The organism is Candidatus Omnitrophota bacterium, assembly GCA_030688425.1.
Classification (GTDB): Bacteria; Omnitrophota; Gorgyraeia; order Zapsychrales; family JANLHA01; genus JAUYIB01.
In genome coordinates this window covers 1-24,655 of record JAUYIB010000027.1, presented here as the reverse complement: position 1 = coordinate 24,655, position 24,655 = coordinate 1, and the positions used below count along the sequence as shown (strand labels likewise).

26 protein-coding genes and 1 pseudogene are annotated in these 24,655 nt (G+C 53.5%); 8 read left to right on the top strand and 19 right to left on the bottom strand.

Annotated elements, in window-relative coordinates; translation table 11 throughout:
• Positions 1–107 precede the first annotated feature (107 nt).
• The 4 genes and pseudogenes from Q8Q08_10590 to Q8Q08_10575 all read left to right on the top strand — a co-directional run bounded on the left by Q8Q08_10590 (position 108) and on the right by Q8Q08_10575 (position 4,460).
• A complete protein-coding gene (locus Q8Q08_10590) occupies positions 108–965 on the top strand; it encodes an FAD binding domain-containing protein (protein MDP2654462.1) in 858 nt (285 codons plus the stop codon).
• 1 nt (position 966) lies between these two features.
• Positions 967–1,404: pseudogene (locus Q8Q08_10585) on the top strand ((2Fe-2S)-binding protein).
• 280 nt (positions 1,405–1,684) lie between these two features.
• Positions 1,685–4,039 carry a molybdopterin-dependent oxidoreductase gene (locus Q8Q08_10580; protein ID MDP2654461.1) on the top strand — a complete coding sequence of 785 codons (2,355 nt, stop codon included), beginning with the start codon at positions 1,685–1,687 and terminating at the stop codon, positions 4,037–4,039.
• A 19-nt stretch (positions 4,040–4,058) separates the two neighbouring features.
• Positions 4,059–4,460 carry a hypothetical protein gene (locus tag Q8Q08_10575; protein ID MDP2654460.1) on the top strand — a complete coding sequence of 134 codons (402 nt, stop codon included), beginning with the start codon at positions 4,059–4,061 and terminating at the stop codon, positions 4,458–4,460.
• Here the strand turns inward: Q8Q08_10575 and Q8Q08_10570 are convergent.
• Together Q8Q08_10570 and Q8Q08_10565 are read right to left on the bottom strand one after the other, a co-directional pair.
• Positions 4,417–5,034 carry a nucleotidyltransferase family protein gene (locus tag Q8Q08_10570; GenBank protein MDP2654459.1) on the bottom strand — a complete coding sequence of 206 codons (618 nt, stop codon included), beginning with the start codon at positions 5,032–5,034 and terminating at the stop codon, positions 4,417–4,419. The two genes, Q8Q08_10575 and Q8Q08_10570, sit on opposite strands and share 44 nt — an antisense overlap.
• Before the next feature lie 421 nt (positions 5,035–5,455).
• Positions 5,456–5,626, bottom strand: coding sequence for a hypothetical protein (locus tag Q8Q08_10565; protein ID MDP2654458.1), 171 nt, complete (start codon positions 5,624–5,626; stop codon positions 5,456–5,458).
• A gap of 30 nt (positions 5,627–5,656) precedes the next feature.
• Here Q8Q08_10565 and Q8Q08_10560 point away from each other — a divergent pair, with 30 nt between their 5' ends.
• The 4 genes from Q8Q08_10560 to Q8Q08_10545 are packed head-to-tail and all read left to right on the top strand — an operon-like array spanning position 5,657 to position 8,561.
• Complete coding sequence (locus tag Q8Q08_10560) at positions 5,657–6,751, top strand: hypothetical protein (protein MDP2654457.1); 1,095 nt, start codon at positions 5,657–5,659, stop codon at positions 6,749–6,751.
• Positions 6,744–7,292, top strand: coding sequence for a peptidylprolyl isomerase (locus Q8Q08_10555; protein MDP2654456.1), 549 nt, complete (start codon positions 6,744–6,746; stop codon positions 7,290–7,292). Before Q8Q08_10560 ends, Q8Q08_10555 begins: the two co-directional genes overlap by 8 nt.
• Before the next feature lie 26 nt (positions 7,293–7,318).
• Positions 7,319–8,146, top strand: a complete 828-nt coding sequence (locus Q8Q08_10550; GenBank protein ID MDP2654455.1) for an XdhC/CoxI family protein — start codon at positions 7,319–7,321, stop codon at positions 8,144–8,146.
• A 4-nt stretch (positions 8,147–8,150) separates the two neighbouring features.
• Positions 8,151–8,561, top strand: coding sequence for a pyridoxamine 5'-phosphate oxidase family protein (locus Q8Q08_10545; GenBank protein MDP2654454.1), 411 nt, complete (start codon positions 8,151–8,153; stop codon positions 8,559–8,561).
• Positions 8,562–8,861: 300 nt separating this feature from the next.
• Here Q8Q08_10545 and Q8Q08_10540 read toward each other — a convergent pair whose 3' ends face one another.
• The 17 genes from Q8Q08_10540 to Q8Q08_10460 form a co-directional block, all read right to left on the bottom strand.
• On the bottom strand, positions 8,862–9,308 hold the full coding sequence (locus tag Q8Q08_10540) for a DUF134 domain-containing protein (GenBank protein MDP2654453.1): 447 nt from the start codon (positions 9,306–9,308) through the stop codon (positions 8,862–8,864).
• 183 nt (positions 9,309–9,491) lie between these two features.
• Positions 9,492–10,517 (bottom strand): PocR ligand-binding domain-containing protein, encoded by a 1,026-nt coding sequence (locus tag Q8Q08_10535; protein MDP2654452.1) that lies wholly within the window; start codon positions 10,515–10,517, stop codon positions 9,492–9,494.
• A 22-nt stretch (positions 10,518–10,539) separates the two neighbouring features.
• On the bottom strand, positions 10,540–11,952 hold the full coding sequence (locus Q8Q08_10530; GenBank protein ID MDP2654451.1) for a sigma-54 dependent transcriptional regulator: 1,413 nt from the start codon (positions 11,950–11,952) through the stop codon (positions 10,540–10,542).
• The gene (locus Q8Q08_10525; GenBank protein MDP2654450.1) at positions 11,939–13,246 is read right to left on the bottom strand and encodes an ATP-binding protein; all 1,308 of its coding nucleotides are present in this window, start codon (positions 13,244–13,246) and stop codon (positions 11,939–11,941) included. Before Q8Q08_10525 ends, Q8Q08_10530 begins: the two co-directional genes overlap by 14 nt.
• On the bottom strand, positions 13,243–14,142 hold the full coding sequence (locus Q8Q08_10520) for a tetratricopeptide repeat protein (GenBank protein MDP2654449.1): 900 nt from the start codon (positions 14,140–14,142) through the stop codon (positions 13,243–13,245). Before Q8Q08_10520 ends, Q8Q08_10525 begins: the two co-directional genes overlap by 4 nt.
• Positions 14,142–14,777: a hypothetical protein gene (locus tag Q8Q08_10515; GenBank protein ID MDP2654448.1), complete on the bottom strand. Its 636-nt coding sequence runs from the start codon at positions 14,775–14,777 to the stop codon at positions 14,142–14,144. The genes Q8Q08_10520 and Q8Q08_10515 overlap by 1 nt, the downstream gene beginning before the upstream one ends.
• 476 nt (positions 14,778–15,253) lie before the next feature.
• Positions 15,254–15,535: a PEP-CTERM sorting domain-containing protein gene (locus Q8Q08_10510; protein MDP2654447.1), complete on the bottom strand. Its 282-nt coding sequence runs from the start codon at positions 15,533–15,535 to the stop codon at positions 15,254–15,256.
• Positions 15,536–15,583: 48 nt separating this feature from the next.
• Positions 15,584–16,360 carry an exopolysaccharide biosynthesis polyprenyl glycosylphosphotransferase gene (locus tag Q8Q08_10505; protein MDP2654446.1) on the bottom strand — a complete coding sequence of 259 codons (777 nt, stop codon included), beginning with the start codon at positions 16,358–16,360 and terminating at the stop codon, positions 15,584–15,586.
• A 384-nt stretch (positions 16,361–16,744) separates the two neighbouring features.
• Positions 16,745–17,398 (bottom strand): EpsI family protein, encoded by a 654-nt coding sequence (locus Q8Q08_10500; protein ID MDP2654445.1) that lies wholly within the window; start codon positions 17,396–17,398, stop codon positions 16,745–16,747.
• 12 nt (positions 17,399–17,410) lie between these two features.
• Positions 17,411–18,250: an exosortase/archaeosortase family protein gene (locus Q8Q08_10495; GenBank protein ID MDP2654444.1), complete on the bottom strand. Its 840-nt coding sequence runs from the start codon at positions 18,248–18,250 to the stop codon at positions 17,411–17,413.
• Positions 18,250–19,413, bottom strand: a complete 1,164-nt coding sequence (locus Q8Q08_10490; GenBank protein MDP2654443.1) for a glycosyltransferase family 2 protein — start codon at positions 19,411–19,413, stop codon at positions 18,250–18,252. Before Q8Q08_10490 ends, Q8Q08_10495 begins: the two co-directional genes overlap by 1 nt.
• Complete coding sequence (locus Q8Q08_10485; GenBank protein ID MDP2654442.1) at positions 19,410–20,186, bottom strand: polysaccharide deacetylase family protein; 777 nt, start codon at positions 20,184–20,186, stop codon at positions 19,410–19,412. The genes Q8Q08_10490 and Q8Q08_10485 overlap by 4 nt, the downstream gene beginning before the upstream one ends.
• A gap of 99 nt (positions 20,187–20,285) precedes the next feature.
• Complete coding sequence (locus tag Q8Q08_10480) at positions 20,286–20,798, bottom strand: hypothetical protein (protein ID MDP2654441.1); 513 nt, start codon at positions 20,796–20,798, stop codon at positions 20,286–20,288.
• Positions 20,798–21,928 carry a hypothetical protein gene (locus Q8Q08_10475; protein MDP2654440.1) on the bottom strand — a complete coding sequence of 377 codons (1,131 nt, stop codon included), beginning with the start codon at positions 21,926–21,928 and terminating at the stop codon, positions 20,798–20,800. Before Q8Q08_10475 ends, Q8Q08_10480 begins: the two co-directional genes overlap by 1 nt.
• 10 nt (positions 21,929–21,938) lie before the next feature.
• A complete protein-coding gene (locus Q8Q08_10470) occupies positions 21,939–22,442 on the bottom strand; it encodes a prepilin-type N-terminal cleavage/methylation domain-containing protein (GenBank protein MDP2654439.1) in 504 nt (167 codons plus the stop codon).
• Entirely contained in the window at positions 22,439–22,837 is a 399-nt protein-coding gene (locus Q8Q08_10465; protein MDP2654438.1) for a prepilin-type N-terminal cleavage/methylation domain-containing protein, read from the bottom strand. The genes Q8Q08_10470 and Q8Q08_10465 overlap by 4 nt, the downstream gene beginning before the upstream one ends.
• Before the next feature lie 14 nt (positions 22,838–22,851).
• On the bottom strand, positions 22,852–24,655 hold a 1,804-nt coding region (locus tag Q8Q08_10460), incomplete at its 5' end, for a hypothetical protein (protein MDP2654437.1).

Sequence of the window (24,655 nt, the reverse complement as noted above, 5' to 3'; positions counted from 1 at the left end):
TCCTGGAATTTTTCTTGCAAAAACCGGTTTTTTTGTTATACTGTTGCGCATAGTAAAATTTTACTATTTTTATCGCAAGTCCAGTTAATTCAGCTATTACAGGCGTCATGCTATTAAATCCCTTAACCTTTCATAGCCCGAAAACCTCCGCGGAAGCGTCCCAGCTGGCAGCGTCCCTTCCGGACGTCAAAATCCTGGCAGGGGGGACCTTTTTGCTCAACAGTCTTAAACTTTTAAAGAAAAAGGGGACCAAAACCCCGCAGCATGTAATCAGCCTGCGCAAGGTTGACGAGCTCAGGGGGATCGAGGCGGATGAAAAACAGCTCACGATCCGGGCGATGACCATCATCAACGACCTCTTTGATTCACCGCTGCTGGAGGACAATTTTGAAATCCTGCATACGGTCTGCCGCAACATCTCGACCAACCCAATCCGGAACATGGCCACGGTCGGCGGCAACCTGACCTGCCGTTACACCTGGACGGAAATGGGGGCCGTGATGATCGCCCTGGACGCGCAGATGCATTTTGTGGGGGCCGACGGGAAATCGGTCGTTATGTCAGCCGACGATTTTTTCAAAAATAACGCCAAGACCGACAAAATTTTCACCCACGTCACCATCCCGCGGGACAAAAACGCCAGGATCGCCTATCGCCGCGTGAGGAAAACCATGCACGTGGACATCCCGCTGCTGGCCGTTTGCATCCGGGCCCATTTCCAGGGGGACCGTTTCGCGGACACCCGCGTGACCGTCAACAGCGGCACCGCCTTCGCCCAACGGGACTTGGTCCTGGAAAAATTCCTTAACTCCGCAGAGGCCCGCGAGGGAATCGCCAAGGAAGCGCTTGACCATTTGGACGTTAACATTTACGATAAGAGAAGCGACGATTACAAAAAACACATGTTCCGCGTGAGTATCAAAAGCATGCTGGAAGAGCTCCTCGAAAAGCGGAGAACCCACTGACATGGCCGCGACCACCCTGACCATCAATAAACGCAAATTTGACCTCGACCTCAAGGGCCACGAAACCCTGCTGGAGGTCCTGCGGGACACCATCGGCCTGACCGGGACCAAGACCGCCTGCGAGGAAAGCGAGTGCGGCACCTGCACCGTGCAGGTGAACGGCAAGGCCGTCCTGTCATGCATCACCCTGGCCTGCGACATGGCAGGGGAGGAGATCACGACGATCGAAGGCCTGGCTGAAGGGGACAAGCTGCATCCGGTCCAGCAGGCGTTCCTCGATTACGGGGCCGTCCAATGCGGGTTCTGCATCCCCGGCATGGTCATGTCGGCCAAGGCCTTGCTGGAAAAAAACACGCAGCCGTCCCAGGAAGAGATTGAGTACGCCCTGGACGGGAACATCTGCCGCTGCGCCGGGTATCCGAAAATTTTTGACGCTGTCCGCAAAGCCGGGGACTGGATGAAACACGGCCGCCATCCCGGGCCAGAAGAGGAAGGGGTCAAGGACAAATTCAAGAACACCATGACCAAGGGCATGACCTACGAAGAATACCTGAAAACCTCCGGGCAAAAGTCCGGTTAACCGTCCCCCCGGCTGTGCCCTCATCGCTTGGCAGGGCAAACCGCCGGGGTTAATGGTTTGGCCCTCCTGGGCCAAACCACCCTGAGTGAAGCGAATGGGTTCGCCCCGTTCCTTTGCAAGGGTAAGAAAAGTCATAAAGATGAGCACATCCGTCAATTCATCCACAGACCGCGTCAACCTCAATCCCGTTGGGAAAAGTGTGCCCCGCATCGACGGCCGCGGCATCGTCACGGGCCAGACCAAGTATGTTTTTGATCTGAACCTGCCCGGCATGCTGATCGGCAAAATGATCCGCAGCGAGCACCCGCACGCGAAGATCCTGCGCATCGACACGTCCGAAGCGGAAAAACTCCCCGGCGTCAAAGCCGTGGTCACCGCCAAGGACACCTACAACATCAAATTCGGGTCCAACGAATATTTCTTTCCCCACACGGTCGACCAACTGCCGCTGGAAAATGAAAAGGTGCGCTACATCGGCGATGAGATCGGGGCAATCGCCGCCGTGGATGAAGAGACCGCGGAAAGGGCCGTGAAACTCGTCAAGGTCGAATACGAAATCCTTCCGTCCGTAACAGACATGCTGGAGGCGATGAAACCCGGCGCCCCGCAGATCCATGAAGCGCTCAACAACATCGGCGTCATCCTGCCGGTCAATTTCGGCAACGTGGAAAGGGCTTTTAAAGAATCCTACCACGTGCGCGAAGACAAATTTTACGCCTCAGCCGCGGCCATGGCCGCCCTGGAGCCCCATGTGTGCGTTGGACAATGGGAAACCTTTACCAATAAAATCACCCTGTGGTCCTCCAGCCAGGCGCCTTTCAAGGCCAGGGAGGCCTTGGCGAAAACCCTGCGCATGGACTTGAACGACGTGCGAGTGATCAAACTCGCGGTGGGGGGGGGATTCGGCGGCAAGCTGGAAATGCTGCCTATGGATTTCTCCGCCTGTCTGCTGTCCAAAAAAGCCGGCGGGCTGCCCGTCAAAATCTGCTATGACCGTGAAGAAGAATTTTCTTTTTCCCGTCGCAAGCACGCCATGCATTACACCATCAAAACAGGAACGACCAAGGACGGGATCCTCACGGCCATCGCCGGAGAGGTCATCGCGGACGGGGGGGCCTACTGCAGTTACGGCCCGACGGTCCTGGCGGCCGCCATCATGCGCATCTTCATGGTCTACAAAATCCAGCATTTCCGGATCACCGGCTACCGCGTTTACACCAATACCCCGATCAGCGGCGCCATGCGCGGGTTCGGAGGGGTGCAGTCCGGCTGGGCCATCGAATCGCACATGGACCTCGTGGCCAAGGACCTCGGCCTGGACCCGATCGATTTCCGCCTTCGCAATATCACGACCCCCAACATGGTCACCGTGAATAAAATGCTTTTGACCACTAACGGCCTCAAGGAGTGCATCGAAAAGGCCTCTTCCGCCGCCGAATGGACAAAAAAACGCGGCAACCCGGATTACCACAAAACCGGAAAACTCCGCCGCGGTGTGGGGATCGGGATCGCCGCCGACGTCATGGGCTCCAAAATGTACAAATCCCACGAATCGGCAGGCGCCATCGTGAAGGTCGAAGAGGACGGGTCGGTGTATTTATTCACAGGAGCGGCCGACACCGGCCAGGGGTCCAACACGGCTCTGTCCCAGATCGCGGCCCACGCGCTCGGCGTCAAATACGAACGCATCAAGTGCCGTTCCGGAGACACAGAGATCACGCCGTTCGACACCGGAAGCTTTGCCAGCCGCGTGACCTTCATTTCCGGCAACGCCGCCCTGCGCGCCGGCAAAGACGCCAAGATGCAAATTCTTCAGGTCGTTTCCGAAGAATTGAAGATCGACATCAACGATCTGGACATCGAGGCCGAGCAGGTTTTCCATTTGAAGGACAAAATCAAACTGATGAATTTCGACAAGGCCCTGGAGCTCTGCTACTCGTTCAACTACGGCCGGCAGATCATCGGACGGGGCAGCTATAACCCCAAGACAACGCCTGTGGACTTCCGGACAGGGGAAGGGAACGTTTCAGGAAGTTACGGATTCGAGGCGCAGATCGCCGAAGTGGAGGTCAATACCGAGACCGGAGAGGTCAAGATCATCAAGATGTGGGACGCCCACGACATCGGCAAGGCGATCAACCCGCAGTCCGTCGAGGCCCAGATCGAAGGATCTCTGGCCATGGGAATCGGGTACACGTTTTACGAGGACCTGCAGTTCCGCAACGGCCGCGTGGTAAACCCCAACTTCGCCAATTACCGCCTGCCGCGGTCAATCGGAATGCCGCCGATGGAAACGATCCTCGTGGAAACCAACGACCCCGAAGGGCCGTTCGGCGCCAAGGGGATGGGGGAGGCCTCGCTTCTGCCGACGTCCGCCGCCATCGCCAACGCCATTGAAGACGCCGTCGGAGTGAGGATCAAGGACCTGCCCATCACCCCGGCCAAGATCATCAAAGCTTTGAAGGAAAAAGAGGAATCAGAACACGGAACTTAAAAGAAAGATGAGGATCCCCATGAAAAGTAAACTTTTATTGTTCCTCTGCGTTTTGGGAGCCGCAGGCTGCAGCCTGTATCACGTCAACTCCGAGGAAGTCACGTTCAATTATCATCCCCCCAAGAAATCCGCGACCGAAGTCGTTTATCTGGAAGCCGTGGACCGGCCGCATGAGGTCGTCGGATTCGTCACGGTCAACGCCGAGCGGCGCCAAAAAATGCCGGCGGTCATTGAGCAGTTGAAAAAAGAAGCGGGTGTTTTGGGCGGAGACGCCATCACCAACATCACCAAAAACGGCAAAGGGGGGACGGAGGAAAAAACGGGCTTAAAAAAATTCCTGGCCAACGGGAATATCCGCACGAGCTTCACGGCCACCGTTATTTCGTTCCAGCAGGTCCCTCAGGAGCAGCCCGCTCCCTGATTTGCCGGAATTCCTCCGGAGTGTTAAAGGTCACCAAAACGCCTTCATCGTTGACCGAAAAATCCACGACATCCGTTTCATACCGATGCAGAACGCTGTTAATCCCGCAATCGTCTCCCAAGGCCAAGAATTCCGATAACAAGTCCGCACGAAACAGGGGGGGGTGGCCCCGACGGCCCTCGTGAACAGGCACCAGAATCAGGGGCTTTTGCTGATGGAACGCCGCGATCAACGATTGCAATGTGCCACACTGGATGGCAGGAAAATCCACAGGAAGAAGGAAAACAGCTTCGGCGGCCGGAGAGCAGTGGGGCAATGCAGCCCGGAACGACGATGTCTGGCCGAGAATATAATCTTTGTTATAGACAATACGAATTTTTTTGTGCTTTAATACATGAGGCCGGACGTTCTCGGCGCCAGCGCCCACTACGACAATGATCTCGTCGATGGAAGAGGACAATAGGAGCGACTGGAGATGCCCGATGACGGTCTGGCCCCCGATCCAGGGGGCCAGGGCCTTGGGCGATCCGAAGCGGGAACTCAACCCCGCGGATAGCAAAACGCAGGAAATCATACACCTATTATAAATTCCCGGGTGCGCTTGTCAAACACCGCTTTGACCGGGATAAACGATTCGGAGACAGACCTTGCTACCGTTTTACATCGGGATTGGCGTCATCGCTCTCGGACTCGGGATTGTGGCTTGGCTGATGTGGTCGGAAAAAAAACAGCAGCCGCAGGAACCTTCCGCTGAAGGCCAACCCAAAGAAAGCGTCACCTCTGCGGCCATCCTTAAAAAACTCGGGCTTGGAGAGGAAGCGCTGAAACCCTCTTCCGAGTCAAAAACAATCACCATCCCCAAGATTTTCGGGACTCTCCAGCGGAAGATCTTCAAGGAGCAACCGCAAGTCATGCAGCAGCCGTCTCTGCCGCCCATCAATTCTCCCACGCCGTCCACAGGGACAGCGGCCTTGCGCCTCGACACACGGTCCTTTTCAGACAAAAACTCCGTTGAGACCGAGTCCGATCTGGCCCTCCGCCACGACGAGCTTGAGAAAAAGCATTCCGAACTCATTGAAAAATACCAAAAACTCGACGCCCTTTTTCAGGAAAAAAGCCAAGACCTGGAAAAATCTGAAAAGGCCCTGTCCAATGAAGTCAAGCACCGCAAGGATTTCAACAAAGTCAAAGACCTCTTGGAAAAAGAACTCAAGGATTCCAAAGACAAATGCCGCGAGCTGGAAGTTCAGTTGACCGCAGCCCAGACCGAAGGCAACTCCTATCTGAAGAGGGTTAACCAGCTTGAGGAAAACATCAAAACGCTCGAAAAAAACATCCTCGCCAAAGAAGAGGAAATCAAGGAAGCCCAGGGCCAGATCCAGTTGAGGCAAAAAAAGATCGGGGAGCTGGAGGAAAAAATCCAGGGGCAGGAGAAACTCATCCAGGAAAAAAACCTCAAGATCAACGCCGTTGTGGACCAGCTCAAAAAGGACGGACACGTCTCCCCGGAAAACGAGCTACAACCGAAAAACACAGAACCGGAGACTCCTACGCAAACAGAGCCCGTTATCAATGAAGAGCCGCCGGCTCCCGCCGCCATTCCTGCTGTAGCCGATAGCCCATCAAACTCAGTCGCAGAAGTCGTCCTGTCTCCGGAATCTTCCGAGCCACCTCCGCAGCCATCCGACACGACAAAGACCGAGGATCACCCCGCAATGACAGAGGAAGAAGCTCCGAAAACGCCGGAAACAACAGGGCCAGATCATCGCCCGCAGGAATCCGCTGCAATCAAGTCTCCGGCTGAACCGCCTGGGGAATCTGCACTCAGGAAAGAAGCCCTTCCACAGGATTCCGAAGAATCTCCGCTCCCAACCGAAATCATGCCGCCGACCCTTGCCAAGCCAGAACTGATTGAAAATAAAGAACCTCTGCCTGCTCCTCCCGCCAAAACAACAGCAGGGGAGGAGGCTGCACCCAAAACGGATAACAGTCCCCAAGAGTCCCCACCGGTTTTCTCTGAAGTGATCGTTGACGACCCCGCTCAAAAGAGCGGCCAGGAAGATCCCGGGGAGCCGGTCACGGTTTCATTAGCCCCCGACATTCTGGCAGAAGATCCAAAACCAAACACTGACACCGGGCCGGAGAATGCCCAGGCTGAAAACCCTCAGCATGCCGAGAAGACAGAAAAAGCACCAGAGAAAGGGGACGCAGATCAGAAACAGGAAATCCCCGATAACACGTCAAAAGCAAACGAGGTCCCGGATGATCCCGAAAACAAAAAAGATGCTTAAGCAAAATACTCCCGCTTTTTATCCCGCTGTTTTCGCGATCATTTTTTTATGCGCGGCCTGTGCCCAAAAAACTCCAATTGTTGTCCTTGAGACCAACAAAGGGGTCATTGAACTGAAGCTCAATCCGCAAATTGCGCCGAAAGCGACGCAAAATTTCGTCAAATTGGCCGAAAAGGGGTATTATGACGGCGTCCTTTTTCACAGGGTCATCGCTGGTTTTATGATCCAGGGGGGCGACCCCACCGGAAACGGGCGTGGCGGGCAAAGCATCTGGGGCAAGACATTTCCGAACGAAGTTTCCTCCAAGGCTGGGTTTGACAAACCAGGAATTTTGGCCATGGCCAACGCCGGCCCCGACACGAACGCCAGCCAATTCTTCATTACCGTGGCGCCCCGGCCCGAACTCAACATGAATTATACGATTTTCGGCGAGGTTGTTGACGGCTATTACGTTGTCGAGCGGATCGCCAATACGGAAACCGGGGCCAATGACCGCCCCGTGGAAGAGCAGAAAATCATCCGCGCATATCTCAAAAAATAACCCTCATTTTCCCTCAAAAACAAACCATGGATCCCGTGATCAAAAAGGCCTACGAGGCCGCCCAAAAGGGACAAAGTTATGCCTTTGCCACGGTGGTGGAAAGCACCCTGAAGGGAACTCCGCGCAAGGCCGGGGCCAAAATGGTCGTTCTCCAGGATGGGACCCTGGTCGGAAGCATCGGCGGCGGCAGAAATGAAAAAGCCACCGTCCTGGAATGCCAAAAGGCCATCAAGACCCGCCAGCCGGCCGTGGTCACTTATGATTATTTCGGACAGGAGGGACAGTCGGTTTGCGGGGGGCAGATCAAGGTCTTCATCGAACCCTTCGCAGGCGTTAAAAATCTTGTCATTTGCGGGGCCGGACACATCGCGCTGCCGTTGTCCGTGATCGGAAAAATGATGAACTTCAAAGTGACCATCATCGATGACCGCAAGGAATACGCAAATAAGAGCCGATTCCCGCACGCGGATGAAATTTTTCTGGGAAACCATGCCAAGGAATTGGCTCGCATCCCGGTAACTCAGGACAGTTGCGTCATGATCGTGACCCAGGGGAACGAATATGACTTTGAATGCCTCAAAACCGTCATTGATTCTCCGGCCGCTTATGTGGGGGTCATTTCCAGCAAGGCCAAAAAAATCAAGTTTTTCAACCGGCTGAAAGGCATGGGTTATGATCAGAAAAAACTCGCCCGGATCCGGATCCCGGCCGGCATTGATATCGGTTCCCAGACACCGGAAGAAATCGCCGTGTCTATAGCCGCGGAAATCATTTCAACCCTCAACACCGAATGGGTCGGGACCGCAAAATTCAAGGACAAAAAGGCATCGGCAAAGCCAAAGACCGGAGGTTAAAAGTATGCAAAAACAGGAAGTGATCGACTTGATCAAAGATGCCGGTTTTGGGGTGCTGGCGACCGTGGACGGCGGCCAGCCCAAGGCCAGGCCCATGATGCCATATTTGGATGAGGACGGCAATCTTTTACTGGCCGTTTTAGCGCATTCGCGCACCATCAGCCAAATCAGCCAGAATCCCCAGGTGGAGATGTGCTATATTGACCGCAAAATGTGCTTTGCCAGGATCTCCGGCAAGGCCAAAATCAGCGAAAACAAAGACAAAAAACAGCAGGTTTGGTATAATATCCCGATGCTCCGGCAGTATTTCACCAGCCTGGAAGACCCCAATTTTGTCCTTATCGAAATTGACACAGAATCCGTAGAAGCCATGAGTCCCCAACAAAGGAAGCCGGATGTCCTGACGCTCAAGTAACAAAAATCCCTTCAGAATGCTAAAAAGCCAGGGTAAATTTCATATTTACCCTGGCTTTTTTCTTTCTCGGCTCAAGATGTCAAAAAACAACAGAGGCCGAGCAATTCTGCAGAGATTCGTCAAAAACAGGGAAGATCACATACACGAATAGAATATAAGTAAGTTTGGCCACAACGCATTGACTAAAACGCAAAAGGCAGCAAACCCGCTGGAATCAAGGCATTAGACCATTTATCCAAACTCCATGTAGTTTACATAACATATATTATAAGAAGTTAATGTATAATCAAATAATCCCCCCTAAAACATGTCTTTAGGGGTTGCGCCTGCGGGTGTCTGCGCGCGTCGGGCTGCGGATGCGCTCTTTGCGGCCCTCAGGACCTTCTTTGTCTGGGCATTAAACTTTGCCAAGTCCTCCTGAAAAGAATCCAGCCGAAAGTCGACCTTGCGAACGCCCACCTGCGCATCGCCCGGGTAGATCTTGATGATCTTGCCGTTAGCCAGGGCGTCCGCGACCTTACGGCGGGCCCCCCGGACAAGACGCCCAAAACTTGGCCTGGATAGCTTCATCGCCTGGGCACCCTGGGCCTGGCTAAAGCCCTGGTGGTCCGAAAGCTTCAGGGCCTCAAATTCATCGATAGAAAGCCCAACTTCTTCAGGCCGCCCCGGCTTCCCCCGGGGGCTGAATTGAAGCACCTGCGGCATATTTTGAATGTACCTGACCTTCTTCGGTCGTCCTTGCCCCATGCCGTCTCCCTCAAGACCAACTCGCGATATACCCGCACGATATTATGAGCATATGCTCATAATAACCACCCATTAATAATTAGCACCTGCTCATAAATAATATACATTATATTGCTCTCTACGGCGTAATTTTTTTGTTTTTTTACGGATTTGTAACGAAAAACAGGCGGGAACTGCGAGTCGCTAAAAACTGTTCATAGCGGCGGTAACCAGGCGGCCGAAATTCTGGAGGCTTTCCATGCCGGCTTCAATGCTGTTATCCTCACTCTTGGCATGCAGATTCAAAACGCCAAAAACGCGGTCTTGCGTGGTCAACGGCATGACGACAGCCGTCTTGATTTCCGGTCTCTTGAGAAGATGCTTGATACGGTTGTCCCCCTGGACACCCGAGATCAAAAATGGCGTGTTTTCCTGCGCAGCGACACCGGCCACCCCTTCCCCCATCTTGACGCGGGCGCCGCAAGCACCTTTGCCAAGGCCGCGCGAAACCTTGATCGCCAGCTCCCCTGTCTTTTCGTCCAGGAGCATGATGGAGCCGCACTCAGCGCGGGTCAAATTCAACGCCACATCCAGGATGGTCACCAGGAGCTCGTCCTCATGGATGGATTTATACATTTCCTGGGCCGCATCGGTAATTTCCTTAGGAAGAATCTCACGGTTGAAGCGCGTCTCATGCAGTTTGCGCCGTTCCAAACTCAACTCGACCACATCCTTGATGACTTCGGACAAAAGGTCCAAAATTGCCTTCATCGTAACAAAAGAGACAACGCGAACCTCATTCATGGCGTCCACCAGCGGCTCCGGGCTGACTTTTTGCTGCTGGGCCAGGGCCACATATTCGGCGGCCTCAAGCCGCCGGTTCAGGATCACGGGACCCACCAAAGTGTAGGCGAACGTCTTTCCCTCGACAGAGACAGGAACGGCGTAAATCCGCATGTCAAACGGGCTGGAGGCCTCCCAATAGGGTCCCTGCTTGTCGAATTTCTGAAAAAATTCCTTCCCCTTTCCTGAAAAATCGAAGCCAAACGATTCCACCAGGAGGTCGTTCTGAAATTTGCGCCGGTCCCCGTTGCGATACGGCGGCACAAGCATCTTCCCCTCATGATCCACGACAAAAAGATTGATCTTCAAGACATCGATGAACCGCCTCAAAAATTCGGCCCATTTGTCCTTCTCGATCAATTCCTCAACCAATTGTTTCGGGGTCATATTCGGCTCCACCCTGCCCGCCTTAACGGCCGGGTTTATGAAAAGAAATTTCGTATTTTTTCATCTTGTTATAAAGCGTTGTCCGGTTAATCCCGAGGGCCTCAGCGGCCTTATTGCGGTTCCAATGGCAATCTTTAAGGACTGTCAGGATCAAGTCCTTTTCCGGCTGCTCCATGACCTTCTTCAGCGGCCATCCATCCGGGTTGGCCGAGGTCACCGCCGGAGCTGACTCAAACTTCCCGAAATTCGGGATATCCCAGCGATTGATTATCCCGGTCTTGACCATGATCACCGCGCCTTCAATGGCGTTTTCAAGCTCGCGGACGTTCCCGGGCCAATGGTATTCCAAAAAAACCTTACGGACATCCTCGGCGATCCCCGTGATTTTCTTTTTATTATCGCGGCTATACCTCTCGAGAAAATGCCGGACAAGAACGTCTATATCTTCCTTCCGCTCCCGCAGGGCCGGCAGCTGAATCGAAATGACATTGATGCGATAATACAAGTCCCCACGGAATTTCCCTTTCGACACAAGGTCCGAAAGCGACTGGTTCGTGGCGACAATGATCCGGACATCTGCCTTGCGCGGAGCGTTGTCCCCCACCCTCTCAATAATCCCGTCCTGCAGCACGCGCAGGAGCTTCACCTGCAAATTCGGGGAAAAGGCGTCGATTTCATCCAAAAAAATGGTCCCGCCCCTGGCAAACTCAAAACGGCCCTCTTTGTCCTTGATGGCGCCGGTAAAGGCCCCTTTCACGTGCCCGAAAAGTTCGCTTTCCAGCAGGGTTTCCGACAAAGCCCCGCAGCTGACCTCAACAAACGGTTTGTCTTTACGATTCTGATCCAGGCTATGGATCGCCCGGGCCACAAGGCCCTTTCCCGTTCCGCTTTCCCCGCTGATCAGAATCGTTGCGTTGGAACTGGCCACCGAATCGATAACGTGGTAGACCCGCTGCATGCTCTCGCTGGAGCCAATCATGTCACACAGCGAACTGCGGTTGACCTGGGCGATCAGTTGCCGCAGGCTTTTGTTCTCCTCGACTATCGCCTTTTTATCGACAATCTTGTCGATGATGATCTTGATCTCGTTGTCATTGACCGGCTTGGTCACATAATCAAAGGCTCCTTTTCTCATGGTGTCCACGGCGGTTTCGATAGTGCCGTAGCCGGTGATCATGATCACTTCCGTTTCCGGGTGCGCGGCTTTGATTTTCGTTAACAGTTCCAGCCCGTCCATTTTGGGCAGTTTCAGGTCGGTGAGGACGATGTCGATTTTTTGCCGGCCCAAGAGAGTCAACGCCTCCTCCCCGCTTGAGGCCATATAAGCCCGATAACCGTCGATCCGGAGGATCTCATAGAGGGATTCTCGAATCAGGGGCTCGTCGTCCACAACGAGGATGTCAATTTTGCTGTTGCGCTCTTTAGGATTGTTCATTGGATTTCACGGGGATCGTAACGGCGAATTTCGTCCCCTGGTTGACGGCGCTTTCCACATGGATCTGGCCGTTATAGCTCTTGACGATCTCGCTCACAATGGTGAGCCCCAGGCCGCATCCCTTGTCAATATCCTTGGTCGTATAAAACGGTTCAAAAATCCTCTCCATCGATTCCCGGGAGATACCGGTCCCTGTGTCGACCACTTCGATCAAAACCTCGCCGCTCTTTCGCGATGTGGCGATAAAAATCCGCCCATGATCGTTCATGGCGTCGATGGCGTTCCGGATCAAATTCTGCAAAACCCTTTCCAGGCCGAAATCCACCAGTTGCGGCAGGCCGTCCTGAAGCCGCGTCTCAACCTGAATATCCTTGTGAATGATTTCCGTTTGCAGGGCCTTCAAAGCGTTTTCCGCGGCCTCATTTGGGCCGATTTTCTTGCCGGCGGTCTCCACCTGGCGTGAACAAGCCAAAAGGCTCCGGACGATCTCGGCCATGCGGTTCAAACCGTGCTTGATCTCCAGAAGGTATCCCCGAACGACCTCATCCTCCCGCACATGCTCCAGACAAAGATTCGTGTAACGCAACACCCCGTCCAACGGATTATTAAACTCGTGGGCGATGCCGCCGGCCAGCTTGCCGATGCTGGCGAGCTTTTCCTGCAAAACAACCTGCCGCTTGAGGATCGTGGTTTCCAGGCTGGATTTCCCCAGCTCATTTTTGAGTGTCTGTGATTCCTTGATGACCGTTTTGAATTTCTGGTATAACTCGATCCGGCGATAGTTCAACGCGATCTGGCTTGAAAGAAAGTCCAGCAATTGAAGCTCCTGCGGGCTGAATTTCTGCCCGGAGGCCTTGTCGGAAATATTGATGACCCCAATAAGCTTGTCCTTGATCAACAGCGGCGCGCAGATGAACGACGGGGTCCGGTAACTCTTTCTCGCCTTAAAATTGGAAAAACGCTGGTCCTTGGCAATGTCGTCAACAACGATGGGCTTTTTGGTGACGGCAACCTGACCGACAACCCCTTCCCCCAAACGCTTGACAATTTCAACCCTTTCCTTGACTTCCATGCCGCGGGCCGTTTTAAGGATCAGGTCCTTTCCATTCTCCTTCAGGATGAATATGGACCCCCGTTGCGCGCCAAAGAGAGCCAGCGTTTCGCTCAAGGACACCTCCAGCAGTTCTTTGCCGTTCCTGACGGCATTGACCGCCGCGCAAATATCGCTGATCTGCCGAAAAAGGCCGGATTGGTCCCCAAAAGCGTTATTTTTCTCGCCCGTATTTTCCATCATGGTCCCGGGACCGGCTGTTCGAGTCCCTCTCTCTTCTCCAATTGTTTGAGCGCCTTGATCATGTCCCGCAGAACCGGATTCAAGGGATGCTCGGGATTGATCTCCATGAATTTTTCATAAACCGCGACCGGCCTATTGTAGTCCCCCAGCTTCATGATCGAAACGTTATTGATGGCTTTGACGATCAATCCCGCGCGCTGGACGCTCAAGTGTTCTTCCGAGGCATAATCCAAAAGGATCCCGGACAACGTGTCCACGGCTTCCTGCCAGCGCTCCAAGGCCATATAGGCCAGGACAAGTTTCCCCAGCGCCGCGAATTGCCTGGAAGACTTGGACTGGTCCCGGGCTATCGTCCGATAAAAATCAACGGCGTCCTGCAAAGCCTCCTGATATGCGGGCGCGCTCCCCTGCTGGAGATAATACTCGGCAATATACAACGGGATGTTCAGCCCAATCTCCGTTTCAGGAAAACCGTGCATGACTTCCCGGTATGTTTCAACGGCTTCCGTCCAACGGCCTTCCTTTTCATACGTCTTGCCTATGCCAAAGAGCGCCTCGCCGCCGGTATCGGTCTTCGGAGCGGCTGACAGGGCCTTCTGAAAATTTTCCCGGGCCAACGGCCAATCTTCCCTCAGAACATAGATTTTCGCGATCTGAATATAAATCTTCGGGACCAAGGGCGAACGAGGATACGCGTGAATCAACTTTTGGTACTTCCCGGCCACGCTGTCGAATTTCCGTGCAGGAACGACCTTGGGATCAGCGGCGATGGCGTCAAATTGTCTTTGAATCCGCCATAACTGCTTCTCGACTTTATAATCGCTGCGGTCCGCAAGAGAAAGAACAATAAAAAGCCCCGCCATGATACTGCCCAACACGATGAGAATCTTCTTCATCACCGTCCCTTTTGCAAAAGATAGAACGTCGTGATGGCGGTGTACTGCAGGGCTTCCACAAACAGCAGGACGAGAATGCTCGCCGCCACAACCATCCCCCCGATCTCAGGGATAAAATACGCTTGAAAGGCGTCACGGCTCGATCGCAATAACAGGAACGGGACATACAACAAGACCGGGAGCAAAACAATCCAAAAAACGAACCCGGATGCCCCCCATAAAATCTGAAAATTCGTCACGCAGGCCGACAAAACCTTTTTTCTGTCAATAACGATCGCCGGGACAACAAAGGCCAAGAGGGTCGTGACCACAACCGGGATCAGAATGCTGAAGTAAGGCAAGGCCGCTCCCAAAACCTTTCCGAGTATCTCCGGGACCTTGGCCGATGACAAAAACTGACGGGCCAGAAGCATCCCTCCTCCATAAAAATCAAAAAGAACCAGCACCAGAATCGCCGAGAACAAAGTCACCAAGAAAAGGTGGATATACACCTTCGCCGTAGATTTCACAACAGCCTTCAAATCGATCTCGCGGCCGGCATTAACTTCATCAATGATCAGGACCATCATCCCGAGAAAAAAACTCCCAAAGATCACATATATCAACGGCTGAAGGGCCTGAGACCATTTCGCCATAAGGGCGAAATTGAACGGGTAATGCAGGAAAACCTCTCCCTCCAACCGGGAAATGACGGGCGCAAAAAAACCGGACAAAGGATAACGAGGGGCAAAAAAAATTAACTCAAGAATCAACAACTGAATGAATGCCAAAATTGAAAAAGGGAAGAGAATCTGGGGATGACGCAGGAGCGCGTTAAAAGATGAACTTAAAATGAAGACAGGCTGTTTTTGCGGGTTGTATGATTTCTGAGTCATGAAGAATAGAAACCTTAACTAACGTAATTTCAATAAGTTACGGTAATACTACCACGCAAGAGGGAAACCTGTCAAAATAATAATCATTTTTTTCTGCCGGCAATCACGCTCCCTTGATCAACTTCCAGACATCCGTCAGGCCAGAGTTGGCAAAAAAAAGGACAGGCCAAGGCCCGTCCTTTTTTTTACAAACATCTCCCCCATAAGATTTGACAATCGTAGAAAAGGATTAAAATTTAACGAACTCTGCTGCGCAGATACGCCATGGCCGCTACCCCCCCGCCGATCAACATCATGGTCGCCGGTTCGGGGTTTTGAATTGACGCCAAGGCATCTCCGCCGCCTGATCCCACGGATCCGCTGGTGGATCCGGTGCTCGAGCCGCTAGGAGAGCCACCGGCAAAAAGACTGCCTAAAGAGGCAGACCCGCCGCCGCTTCCCCCATTGCAGCCGTAAACGACCGGCAACAACACCGAGAGAATCAGGAAGTTCATTGTTTTAGCTGTGAATGTTTTCATTTCTCCCCCGTTTTGTGTTTTGGCCCATCATGGGCCCATTTTTATATATTATCTGGCTCCCTGGCCAGTCAAAACCACGCGGAACGTTCTCAAAAAAATCACAAAATCCGTCCACAATGACAACCTTTTGATGTAGAGGATATCATATTTGATCTTTTTGCGAACATCGGCAACGGTCTCATCGTATTTATGCCAAACCTGCGCCATACCGGTGATCCCCGGCTTCACGGCCAGGCGTTTTTCATAATCCGAAATTTCTTTTCTTAATTTCTCGACGAACATCGGACGCTCAGGGCGGGGGCCGACAAAACTCATTTCCCCCCGGAGAACGTTAAAGAACTGAGGGATCTCGTCAATCCTGGTCAAACGAAGGAACTTACCCGATGGGATCAGCCGCGAATCGTTTTTGGAGGCCCAAACAGCCCCAGTGTGTTTTTCGGCATCAACACGCATCGTCCGAAATTTATAAATCTCAAAAAGCCTGCCTTCCTTGCCAACGCGGGTTTGGGTGTAAAGAACAGGCCCCCGGGAGGTGCATTTGATCAAAATAGCCGCCAACAAAAATAATGGGGACAGCAAAATAAGCGCGGTGATGGAGATCGCAATGTCCATCCCACGCTTCGCCACCAGGTAAATCCTGCGGACAAACGACACCAGCATTCCCATAAAACCGCTACCGAAAAGCACCATTGTTGAAGGTTCCGGGGCTCGCCCTCTGGGTTTTGCGTTCCAGTCATTGGAAGACCCAGGTTCCAGAGAAGCAGATTCCAACCCGACACCCGCCTGCTTGCTGGCAAAAGCCGGATCTAAAAGGGCATGACTCATAGCCGCCATGAAGACAGCGCACCCCGCAATAACGCTCAGCAAACCGATCATTCGCAACAATTTTCGCCGCATTTTTCTCATTATCCAATACCTGCCCTTTCGATAAAATTTGTGCCCTTGAGCACACTAACAATGCAGCAAATACCGTGCCAACCATATTCTTTAAAAAACAATATTTACTTATAAAGCATTGTATAACTGCTTCAGATAAAATGCTTTATGGTGCATAAGCGCGAAAAGCTAATTTTTAAGTATACATACCCAGACATATACTGACATAGACGGACACAGCGATGTCGATTCAATTCAACATCGCGTTGCAAATGTTAATCATAAAATTTGAATAGTAAATTGAGAATTGGCGCTACGGCAATGCAGGGGAAATTACGGGAGATATTCTTTGAGAAGGGGAGAAAAGATCCGCGCAAAACTTTCAATGGAATTGATGGCTTTGGCAGGGCCGTCCCGGTCAACGGTTGAGGAAATCCTGATCAAAGCACTGCTGGATGGCTGCCCGAACAACGTCTTCCAGGCAACCAAAATCTGCTGTTTCCAATAATTGGAAGTCAAGTCATCCCCCACCTTGAACAAGTAGTACATGACCTGCTCCGTGTTGCCCTGCTCAATGAACAACCGGTTAGCTCGAACCTTGCCTTGATACGGGGGAAAATCCATGACTGCGGGTTCGTTGCTCAGGATTGTGGCCCCGCTACCGGTATAACAAATTTCCGGAGGATGAGAAACCTTGCGGTTATGCTGCGAATAAACCATCATCAAATAAACGATCTCGCCCTTGGGGCCGCTGTAACGCCGGGTGAAAACATTCCGCGTTTCCAGGATCGCATATTCGTCTTCCGAAATCTTTAAATCCTGGGACTCCCAGCCTTGGATCTGCCGAGGGAAACGATGAATGTTCACCGTATCCACTTGCCAGTGCTCCCGGAAAAACAGGTTCCAAGAAAATGAACCAACAGCCAAAAACAAAAGACAGATCAACAGATAAGCATTCCTTTTTTTTAGATATTTAGATCCGCTCATCGTCGCCTCATATTATTCCAGCAATTTCGCCAGCATATAAAACATGACAAAAGCCAAGGCAAAAACCAAATACCCGGTGATATCGTGGATCAGCCCGATCGTATACTGGGGGCCCCAAATTTCACTGATCGTCGACAAAAAAACAACACGGCAGACATTGGTGATGACCGCGATCGGGATCGTGGTCAAAAACAGCAGGATCCGTTTATACATCGGGCCCGTGATCCAGTAAGCAAAAATACTCCCCAAGGCCATCAAAGAGATCAGGGAGCGCAACCCGCTGCACACGTCGTCCACGATGATGTTGGCGCTGTTCATCTTGATGATGCTGCCCTGTTGAACCGCATAAAGCCCCATCTGATTGAGAAGATATGTCGCGATGGAGGCAGCAAACAACTTCATCTTAAAACTGATGTTGACGATCACGACCAGGGGAAGAGGGAACATGAAAAACAAAAAACACAGCGGGAACAGGACGGCCCTCAGCATCCTCGGCCCGAAGAAATGCAAAATGAGGCCAAAAAGCACCACAAACATTGAGAACGCCGAGGAAAAATAAATCCGGAACAGCGAATTCACGGCGTAAAAAAAAGCCCCCAGCAGGATCAGCCGGATTCCCCACGGAGACCCCGTCCAGGGAATCTTGGCCAACTCCTCCCTCTTCTGCCAGAGCAGGTATGCGGAAACAAACGGGACAAGGATCCCGTGGCTGTAATAAGAGTCCCGCTGAAACCACCGGTCCCACATCCAGATCAAAACGGGGCCGTAGCTCCACAGGAAAAAGAAAGCAATCGCAATGGCCTGGTAATATTTGCCGAAAAACGTCTTCAATTTGATGGCCGTGCTTGTCATTATTTCTCCCTGCCGTCGATATCGCGCGCTTTTTGCCACGTCACCTGCTGTTTCGAACCGACGAATCGCAAAAAACCGATCACCGCAGAAAAATTGAGCAGGCAAAATACATACGGCGCATAACAAAGCCGCGAAAGGCCACTAAGAATACCACAATTCCGATTCCTTGCCAAGCCGCCTGTCAAGGCCATGGTGTAAAAAACTATCTGGAGGACGGCCACCGCCCGCATCAGAAGAGAATCCAGGAGAAAAAGATTCAACACGAAAATGGCAATCAATAAAAACGGCGCCACCACCCGCAAAAACTTATGGGAAAAAAGCTGGATGGCGATGGGGCTTCGCCAGGGGAAAAAAAGATCGGGGAACAGCCCGAAGATTTGATAATTTCCAAATAGGGTCCTCGCCTTGCGCCGGTGCTCCTCCTGGGAATTGGCCGCCACGTCGTCGTACGCCTTGGCCGTTTCGTCAAAGACCGACCGGTAACCCCGGCGGATGATCTGGAATGGGACGAACATGTCGTCCAGGACCACCTGGTCCGGCACCGGCGAAAATAACGAACGTCGGATGGCATAGATCGCGCCCGTCGCGCCCAGGATCGAATGGATCCGGCTCTCGCATCTGCGCAAAAATTTCTCGTAATTCCAATACAGATTGACGCCTTTGGCGGTCGCCCCCTCCTTTTCGCGGAACATCAATTCCCCGCTCGCGCACCCGACGGAGGGATCGGAAAAATTGGCGACCAGTTCGCGGACGGTCTGCGGATCAAAGGTTTGCCTGGCGTCGGTGAACACCACGATCTCCGCCTGAACGCGGGACATGACATCGTTGAGCATGGCCGGTTTCCCACGCCGGTCACGACCGGCCAGGAGCTTCACCCGGTCATCGGAGAAAGACCGGACAATGTCTTCTGTCCTGTCTGTGGATCCATCGGAACCGATCCAAATCTCCATTTTTTGAACCGGATAATCCAGAGAGAGAAGGTTCCGAATTTTTTGCTCCATGACATCCTGCTCGTTCCAGGCCGCAACAACAATCGCGATATCGGGACAGATCGGCGACTTCCGGACAGGCTTTTCAAAAATTTGGGAAACCGCCCAGACGGCCAGCGGATACCCGGCGTAACAATAGACGATCAAAAAAAGAAAAACCAAAAAAACAATCATCGCGATGGACCCTTCAGCAGCGCGCTGCGCAGCCGGTCATATCCGGCGCCGCCCAGCACGGCTTTGCAGGTTTCCTTGCATATGTTGAAAACTTTCTCGCCTGCAGGGACCTTCCCTTCGACGGCCATTTCAAATCTTTTCTGGGACCAGGAGGACTGGACAGCGACGCGCCCGACGCAACGCGGGTGATGGGGAGCGGACTCGGAAACAAAAATCTTCTGGTAACCGGCGGCCATGGCCGCCTCGACGACCTTTTCGTCATAAAATCCTCGGGGAACGGAAAAATCCTTCACGGCGATCCCTAATCGTCCTTCAAGAACACACCGGGACTCCTCCAACTCGGATTTCAACTCCGCGTCCGGCAACCCCGTCAGTATCCGGTGGGTCAAGCCGTGCGAACCCACCGCCATTCCGGCCCTGGCAAGCTCCGAGAGCTCGCCCCACCCCATATACCCCTGAGCGCCCACGCGGTTGACCGTGACGAAAAAATACGCCGGGAATCCCAGCCCTCTCAGGACATTTAAGGCGCGGGTAAAATTATTCATTTCCCCATCGTCAAACGTGATGACGACAGGCGCGGACGGGGTGTCCGGACCGGCCAAAGATACGGAACACCCGCTGTCTTTCAACCATTGCATCTGTCGGGAAAATGTCTGCAGAGGGACATCGTAACGGTCAGCGCCCGGCTCACGGCCCGGCGGGACGTCGCCGCTTCCGGCGATGATACCGTGATACATGAAAACGCTCTGTGGATGAAATTTGGGAGAAGTCATGGTCTTTCGTAAAGATTATAAGCGAACTGATGGGGGTTCTTCAAGAAGGAAAGCGGATATTCTTCAGGTCAGGGCCACACGCCAGCGCGGGGAGAGAAATCAGCGGCGGTTTTTTTCCTCGAGGACGGTCAGCGTGGCCCGGAGCATGTAAAGAGATTGCAGTTGACGGCGGACTTCTGCGTCCTTGGGACGGTCAAGGGCCAACTTTTCATACACCTTGATACGCTCATCGATCCTCGCCCGGCGTTCCGCGAGTTCGTCCTGCCGATGGGTCGGATCCGTCAATGCCGGATTCTTTTCGGTAACGGTTTTCCAGTCGGCGGCGGACAACGACCGGCGGACGTCGCTGTCCCATTGCGCCTGATTCTTAAAACCGGGCCTCTCCTGGTAAGCGGTGATGGCATACTTCGCCGGGTCATCGGGCACAAGGCGTTTCTTGGCCCCCTCCCCGTCGGCAGTTCCCTTCCCGGGAACGGGGTCCGCCGGCTCCGGGGCTGGAACGGCCGGGCCTGACGTGCTGATGGATTTATGAATGACGCCGTTCATCAGCAAAAAAACCACCAACCCGCCGAAAACGATGCCAGCGTAATGGCGCCTGTCGAGCGGTCCCATCAAATCTCCCTCCACGAGACCGGCACGAGAATGTACCCTGTGGTCCCTCCGCCGACCAACCCCTCGAACCCGGGAGGGACGGCCCCGCCGCTGCGCGGGTCGAAATAATTGAAGGTCTTGGTCGACCAGACCTCTCCGATCTTGATACCGTCGTTGGCCGCGACCGCGCCGTTGGTCACAGAGGTGTCGTGGATGTCAAAAAAATTCGCCGTACCGTGAGTATAAATGATCCCGTTATGGCGGCCCGGCAAAAGCGCCGTTTCGTTGTACCCCTCCCAGGCAATGACGTTCATCTGTCCTTCATCCTTGGTCGAACCGGCGTGATTCAGCGTGACCGTCCCGGTGGAGATGATCGTGATGTTCTCCCCCTTCCCCCACTCGCCGACGTATTGGATCACAACATTGCCTGCGCCCTTGCCGCCTTCCACATAAACAATTTTTTTTCCCTTGAGAGAACCGTGCGGCATAACCGTGTACGTCGAATTCCCCTTGATATAGACAACTTCTTCCCGGGGATAACTCTCAACCAGGTTCCGGTTGAACGCCACAAAGTCATTGAATTCATCGGCCCTGCCGTTGTTATTGGCGTCGGGATAGGTCATCGTGACGGTTTTTGCCTTGGCCCCTTCTTGCTTATCCTCCAGAAGGACGCTCGAATAACTGGCGCCATTGTTGACCTTCCCGCTCAACCGCAGCCGGCCGTTAACCGCCAGGGAAACTTTTTTGCCTGTGATCTCCAGATCTCCTTTCGCGGAAATAGTGCTCTCGAACACCTCCGGAGCCCTGGCCGGCAACTCGACCTGGATGCTCCTGCGGCTGCCGGAAACAAGCCCGTTGGAGATGATCTTCCGGACCCGGGGATCGGAATCATCCCGGCGAAGATGGATCATCCCCCGGCCGAAAGGGATGGTCGTTGAAACCCTTTCCCCCAACAGAGACGGATCTTTGAAGAAGGTATTGACCCCGGCCTCGGCGAGCCAAAAAGCGGCGGTGGAATCGTAGTAGCGGCGGGAATGATGGATCTCGCTGAAATTCAAAAGCGCAACCCCGGAACAAAGCGTCACCAGGGCAAAAAGCACGATGTAGGCGATGATGAACGCGGACCCCCGGTTGTCAGTTCTCAATCGCATCACTGGACTCCTAACCCGGGGCTTTCATGATTCCCGTTTTCGCCCGCAGGGCCACTTTGGCGCGAAGCCGGACGGAAACCGGTTCCTTCCCCCCGGGGAAAACCTTGGTGCTCTTGATGTCAATCAGAATGGCATCGGGAAACTGTTTGAACGAAAGCGCCGTGATCTGTTTCGCCAGGATCCTGGTCTTATCCTGCTCGACCCGCAGGATACGTCCGGCCTGGTCGCCGTCCCCGGCCCAGAGGAAAGAGACATTGCCAACTCCGGGACGATAAAAATTGATCCTCAGCCGCCCCTCCTCCTTGACGATCAGGATGTTCTTGGCCTCGCGAAGTTCGTTCATCATGAAAATCATGCCCCGGCGGGTTTCCTGCTTGAGCGCGGTGTGCTCGTTATAGTAGATCCACGCCCTGTTGCCGACCATAAACGCACCGTAAGTCCCGGCGATGATAAAAGAAAAGATCACCGCCGCGATCATGGTCTCAACCAGGGTGAAAGCGCTCCGGCGTTTCATGGCTGTTTTGTCATTTTTGTTTTAAGGACGACATTGCTGTTCCTGCCCTTGCGGACCCAGTTGACCTGGACCTCAATCTCCAAAGGATCCTGGACGGCGTTCAGATAAACGACCTGAAACGATTCCTGGGGCAATGTGGCCAGCCCCTGCTGCTGGGCCCAGTTCGGCCAGTCTGTCCGTGTAATATCCGCGAGGGTCTCTTTCGTCTGCATTTCTTCCAAAAGGTATTCCGCATGGGACGTGCCTACCGTCATGTCCCACGCGTAACCCGATGACAGCATAGAATTGGAAAAAAAGAGAAGGACCCCGGCGATGCCGACCGAGAGGATGAAAACGGCGCAGAGGAGTTCAATGAGGGTAAAGCCAGTTTTGCCCTTGAGGGAAAACTTCGACATAGGCCAAGGACTCCTTACGGGGCTTTCTTGCCAGTGAACCAACTCTTCACTTTCGCCCAAAAACCGTCAATGGCCTGCTGAAGGGCGGGATACTGCGGCTTTGCTTTTTCGGCTTTTTTCTCCTGGACCGAGGTTTCGGAGGATTCCGACGTACTCTCCCCCTCGGATCCTGACAAACCCGCCTGGTGCCCCGCAGATTCTCCTGCCCCCGAAGCATCGGCTTTGTAAAGCGAGGCGAGCTTGCCGATTTTTGGCTGGGGCTGAACGTTCAATGGCTGAGCTGCCTGGGCCGCTGTCTCGGCCTTGGCGGCGAGTGTCAAAGGCGTTTCCCCGATGGTGCTGGTTGACGGCGCAGAAACCGCCGGGCCGGACTTGGCGGTCGTTGTCCTGGCGGGTCTTGCCGTGCGGGGGGTTCTGGCCGCTGAGTCATCCAAAGCCGGGCCAATGGAACCCAGAGATCCTGACGGAGAGGAAGAACTTCCAGCCGTTGTGCCGGAGCCGCCACCAGACCCACCGGACTTCCCGGATTTGACATGACCGCTATCCGATGAGGTTGGGGTAGCTGTCGAGGTATCCTGCGACTGCGATTGTTCCGGACGCGACGATTCGCCCCTGGAGGACACGTCGAAATCATCCTTCTTGCCCTCATTCTTCTTGGTATCGTTCAAGGAATCCTGAGAGGACACGTCGGATTGATCCTCCTTGACCTCATTTTTCTTGGCATCGCTCAAGGAATCCTGAGAGGATTGCTCGGATTCCGGCGAATGAGTAGGGATGGTCTCGGTTGAAGGCTCCGGCGTCTGGGAGGATTGATTTTGCTGGGTATTGGAATTGTTCCCCGGAGACTGCGGCGCAGGGGTGTCCCCTGTAGCCGATGGCGTTGACTGCGAGGGCTTGGGCGGCTGAGCCTGCGGGGTCAGGTTACAACTATTGGCATACCAATAATACCCCTGAGCCGTGCAGTCCTGGTTCTTCGTGCAATATTGGATATTATCCGCGCACGTCGGCGCTGACGCCTGACAAGCGCTGTTATACCAATAATGCCCCTGCCCCGTACACGCAGATTGCGTTGTGCAATAAAGGATATCATCCGCACAGGTTGGGCCGGTGGCATGGCAGGAATTATCATACCAAGAATATCCTTGGCTCACGCAATCTGATCGCTTGGTGCAGTACTGGATTCCATCTGCGCAGGTCGGCGCAGAGGAATGACAGACATTGCCATACCAGTAATACCCCTGCCCCGTGCAGTCCAACTGCGTCGTGCAATACTGAATGCTGTCTGCACAACTTGCGGTCGCCGCATGGCAGGAATTGTTATACCAATAATACCCCTGTCCCGTGCAGGAAGACTGCGTCGTGCAATACTGAATCCCGTCCGCGCAGCTTGCGGCCGCCGAATGGCAGGAGTTGTTATACCAATAATATCCCTGGGCCGTGCAAGCCGATTGCGTTGTGCAATACTGGATCCCGTCCGCGCACGTCGCGGCGGCAGTGTGACAGCTATTGTTGTACCAATAGTGACCGTTCGCCGTGCAGTCCGACTGCCCGGAGCAAAGGGAAATGTCATCCGCGCATGTTGGCTGCGGCTCTTGCGTTTGTTCCTGCGGTTGGTCCGTGGCCACGGAACCGAATTCCAGGGCCCCAATGTCCCAAACCGAATCCCTGCTAAAATTGTTATAATCAAGATTCGACACGCCGGTCAAGATGATTCCTTTGTCTCTGACCGGACTATTGTTAAGCAAATTAACATTAAATTGGTCTCCGCTGTACCAGTGAGGATCCGGTTCGGCCAGTTTGGGATCTTGGCAGTAGGAA

What these genes read in the sequence shown, in the direction of transcription:
- Q8Q08_10590 (MDP2654462.1), top strand. Translation starts at nt 108, where the DNA reads ATGCTATTAAATCCCTTAACCTTTCATAGCCCGAAAACCTCCGCGGAA.
- Q8Q08_10580 (MDP2654461.1), top strand. Translation starts at nt 1,685, where the DNA reads ATGAGCACATCCGTCAATTCATCCACAGACCGCGTCAACCTCAATCCC.
- Q8Q08_10575 (MDP2654460.1), top strand. Translation starts at nt 4,059, where the DNA reads ATGAAAAGTAAACTTTTATTGTTCCTCTGCGTTTTGGGAGCCGCAGGC.
- Q8Q08_10570 (MDP2654459.1), bottom strand. Translation starts at nt 5,034, where the DNA reads ATGATTTCCTGCGTTTTGCTATCCGCGGGGTTGAGTTCCCGCTTCGGA.
- Q8Q08_10555 (MDP2654456.1), top strand. Translation starts at nt 6,744, where the DNA reads ATGCTTAAGCAAAATACTCCCGCTTTTTATCCCGCTGTTTTCGCGATC.
- Q8Q08_10550 (MDP2654455.1), top strand. Translation starts at nt 7,319, where the DNA reads ATGGATCCCGTGATCAAAAAGGCCTACGAGGCCGCCCAAAAGGGACAA.
- Q8Q08_10545 (MDP2654454.1), top strand. Translation starts at nt 8,151, where the DNA reads ATGCAAAAACAGGAAGTGATCGACTTGATCAAAGATGCCGGTTTTGGG.
- Q8Q08_10540 (MDP2654453.1), bottom strand. Translation starts at nt 9,308, where the DNA reads ATGGGGCAAGGACGACCGAAGAAGGTCAGGTACATTCAAAATATGCCG.
- Q8Q08_10535 (MDP2654452.1), bottom strand. Translation starts at nt 10,517, where the DNA reads ATGACCCCGAAACAATTGGTTGAGGAATTGATCGAGAAGGACAAATGG.
- Q8Q08_10530 (MDP2654451.1), bottom strand. Translation starts at nt 11,952, where the DNA reads ATGAACAATCCTAAAGAGCGCAACAGCAAAATTGACATCCTCGTTGTG.
- Q8Q08_10525 (MDP2654450.1), bottom strand. Translation starts at nt 13,246, where the DNA reads ATGATGGAAAATACGGGCGAGAAAAATAACGCTTTTGGGGACCAATCC.
- Q8Q08_10520 (MDP2654449.1), bottom strand. Translation starts at nt 14,142, where the DNA reads ATGAAGAAGATTCTCATCGTGTTGGGCAGTATCATGGCGGGGCTTTTT.
- Q8Q08_10515 (MDP2654448.1), bottom strand. Translation starts at nt 14,777, where the DNA reads ATGGCGAAATGGTCTCAGGCCCTTCAGCCGTTGATATATGTGATCTTT.
- Q8Q08_10510 (MDP2654447.1), bottom strand. Translation starts at nt 15,535, where the DNA reads ATGAAAACATTCACAGCTAAAACAATGAACTTCCTGATTCTCTCGGTG.
- Q8Q08_10505 (MDP2654446.1), bottom strand. Translation starts at nt 16,360, where the DNA reads ATGAGTCATGCCCTTTTAGATCCGGCTTTTGCCAGCAAGCAGGCGGGT.
- Q8Q08_10500 (MDP2654445.1), bottom strand. Translation starts at nt 17,398, where the DNA reads ATGAGCGGATCTAAATATCTAAAAAAAAGGAATGCTTATCTGTTGATC.
- Q8Q08_10495 (MDP2654444.1), bottom strand. Translation starts at nt 18,250, where the DNA reads ATGACAAGCACGGCCATCAAATTGAAGACGTTTTTCGGCAAATATTAC.
- Q8Q08_10490 (MDP2654443.1), bottom strand. Translation starts at nt 19,413, where the DNA reads ATGATTGTTTTTTTGGTTTTTCTTTTTTTGATCGTCTATTGTTACGCC.
- Q8Q08_10485 (MDP2654442.1), bottom strand. Translation starts at nt 20,186, where the DNA reads ATGACTTCTCCCAAATTTCATCCACAGAGCGTTTTCATGTATCACGGT.
- Q8Q08_10480 (MDP2654441.1), bottom strand. Translation starts at nt 20,798, where the DNA reads ATGGGACCGCTCGACAGGCGCCATTACGCTGGCATCGTTTTCGGCGGG.
- Q8Q08_10475 (MDP2654440.1), bottom strand. Translation starts at nt 21,928, where the DNA reads ATGCGATTGAGAACTGACAACCGGGGGTCCGCGTTCATCATCGCCTAC.
- Q8Q08_10470 (MDP2654439.1), bottom strand. Translation starts at nt 22,442, where the DNA reads ATGAAACGCCGGAGCGCTTTCACCCTGGTTGAGACCATGATCGCGGCG.
- Q8Q08_10465 (MDP2654438.1), bottom strand. Translation starts at nt 22,837, where the DNA reads ATGTCGAAGTTTTCCCTCAAGGGCAAAACTGGCTTTACCCTCATTGAA.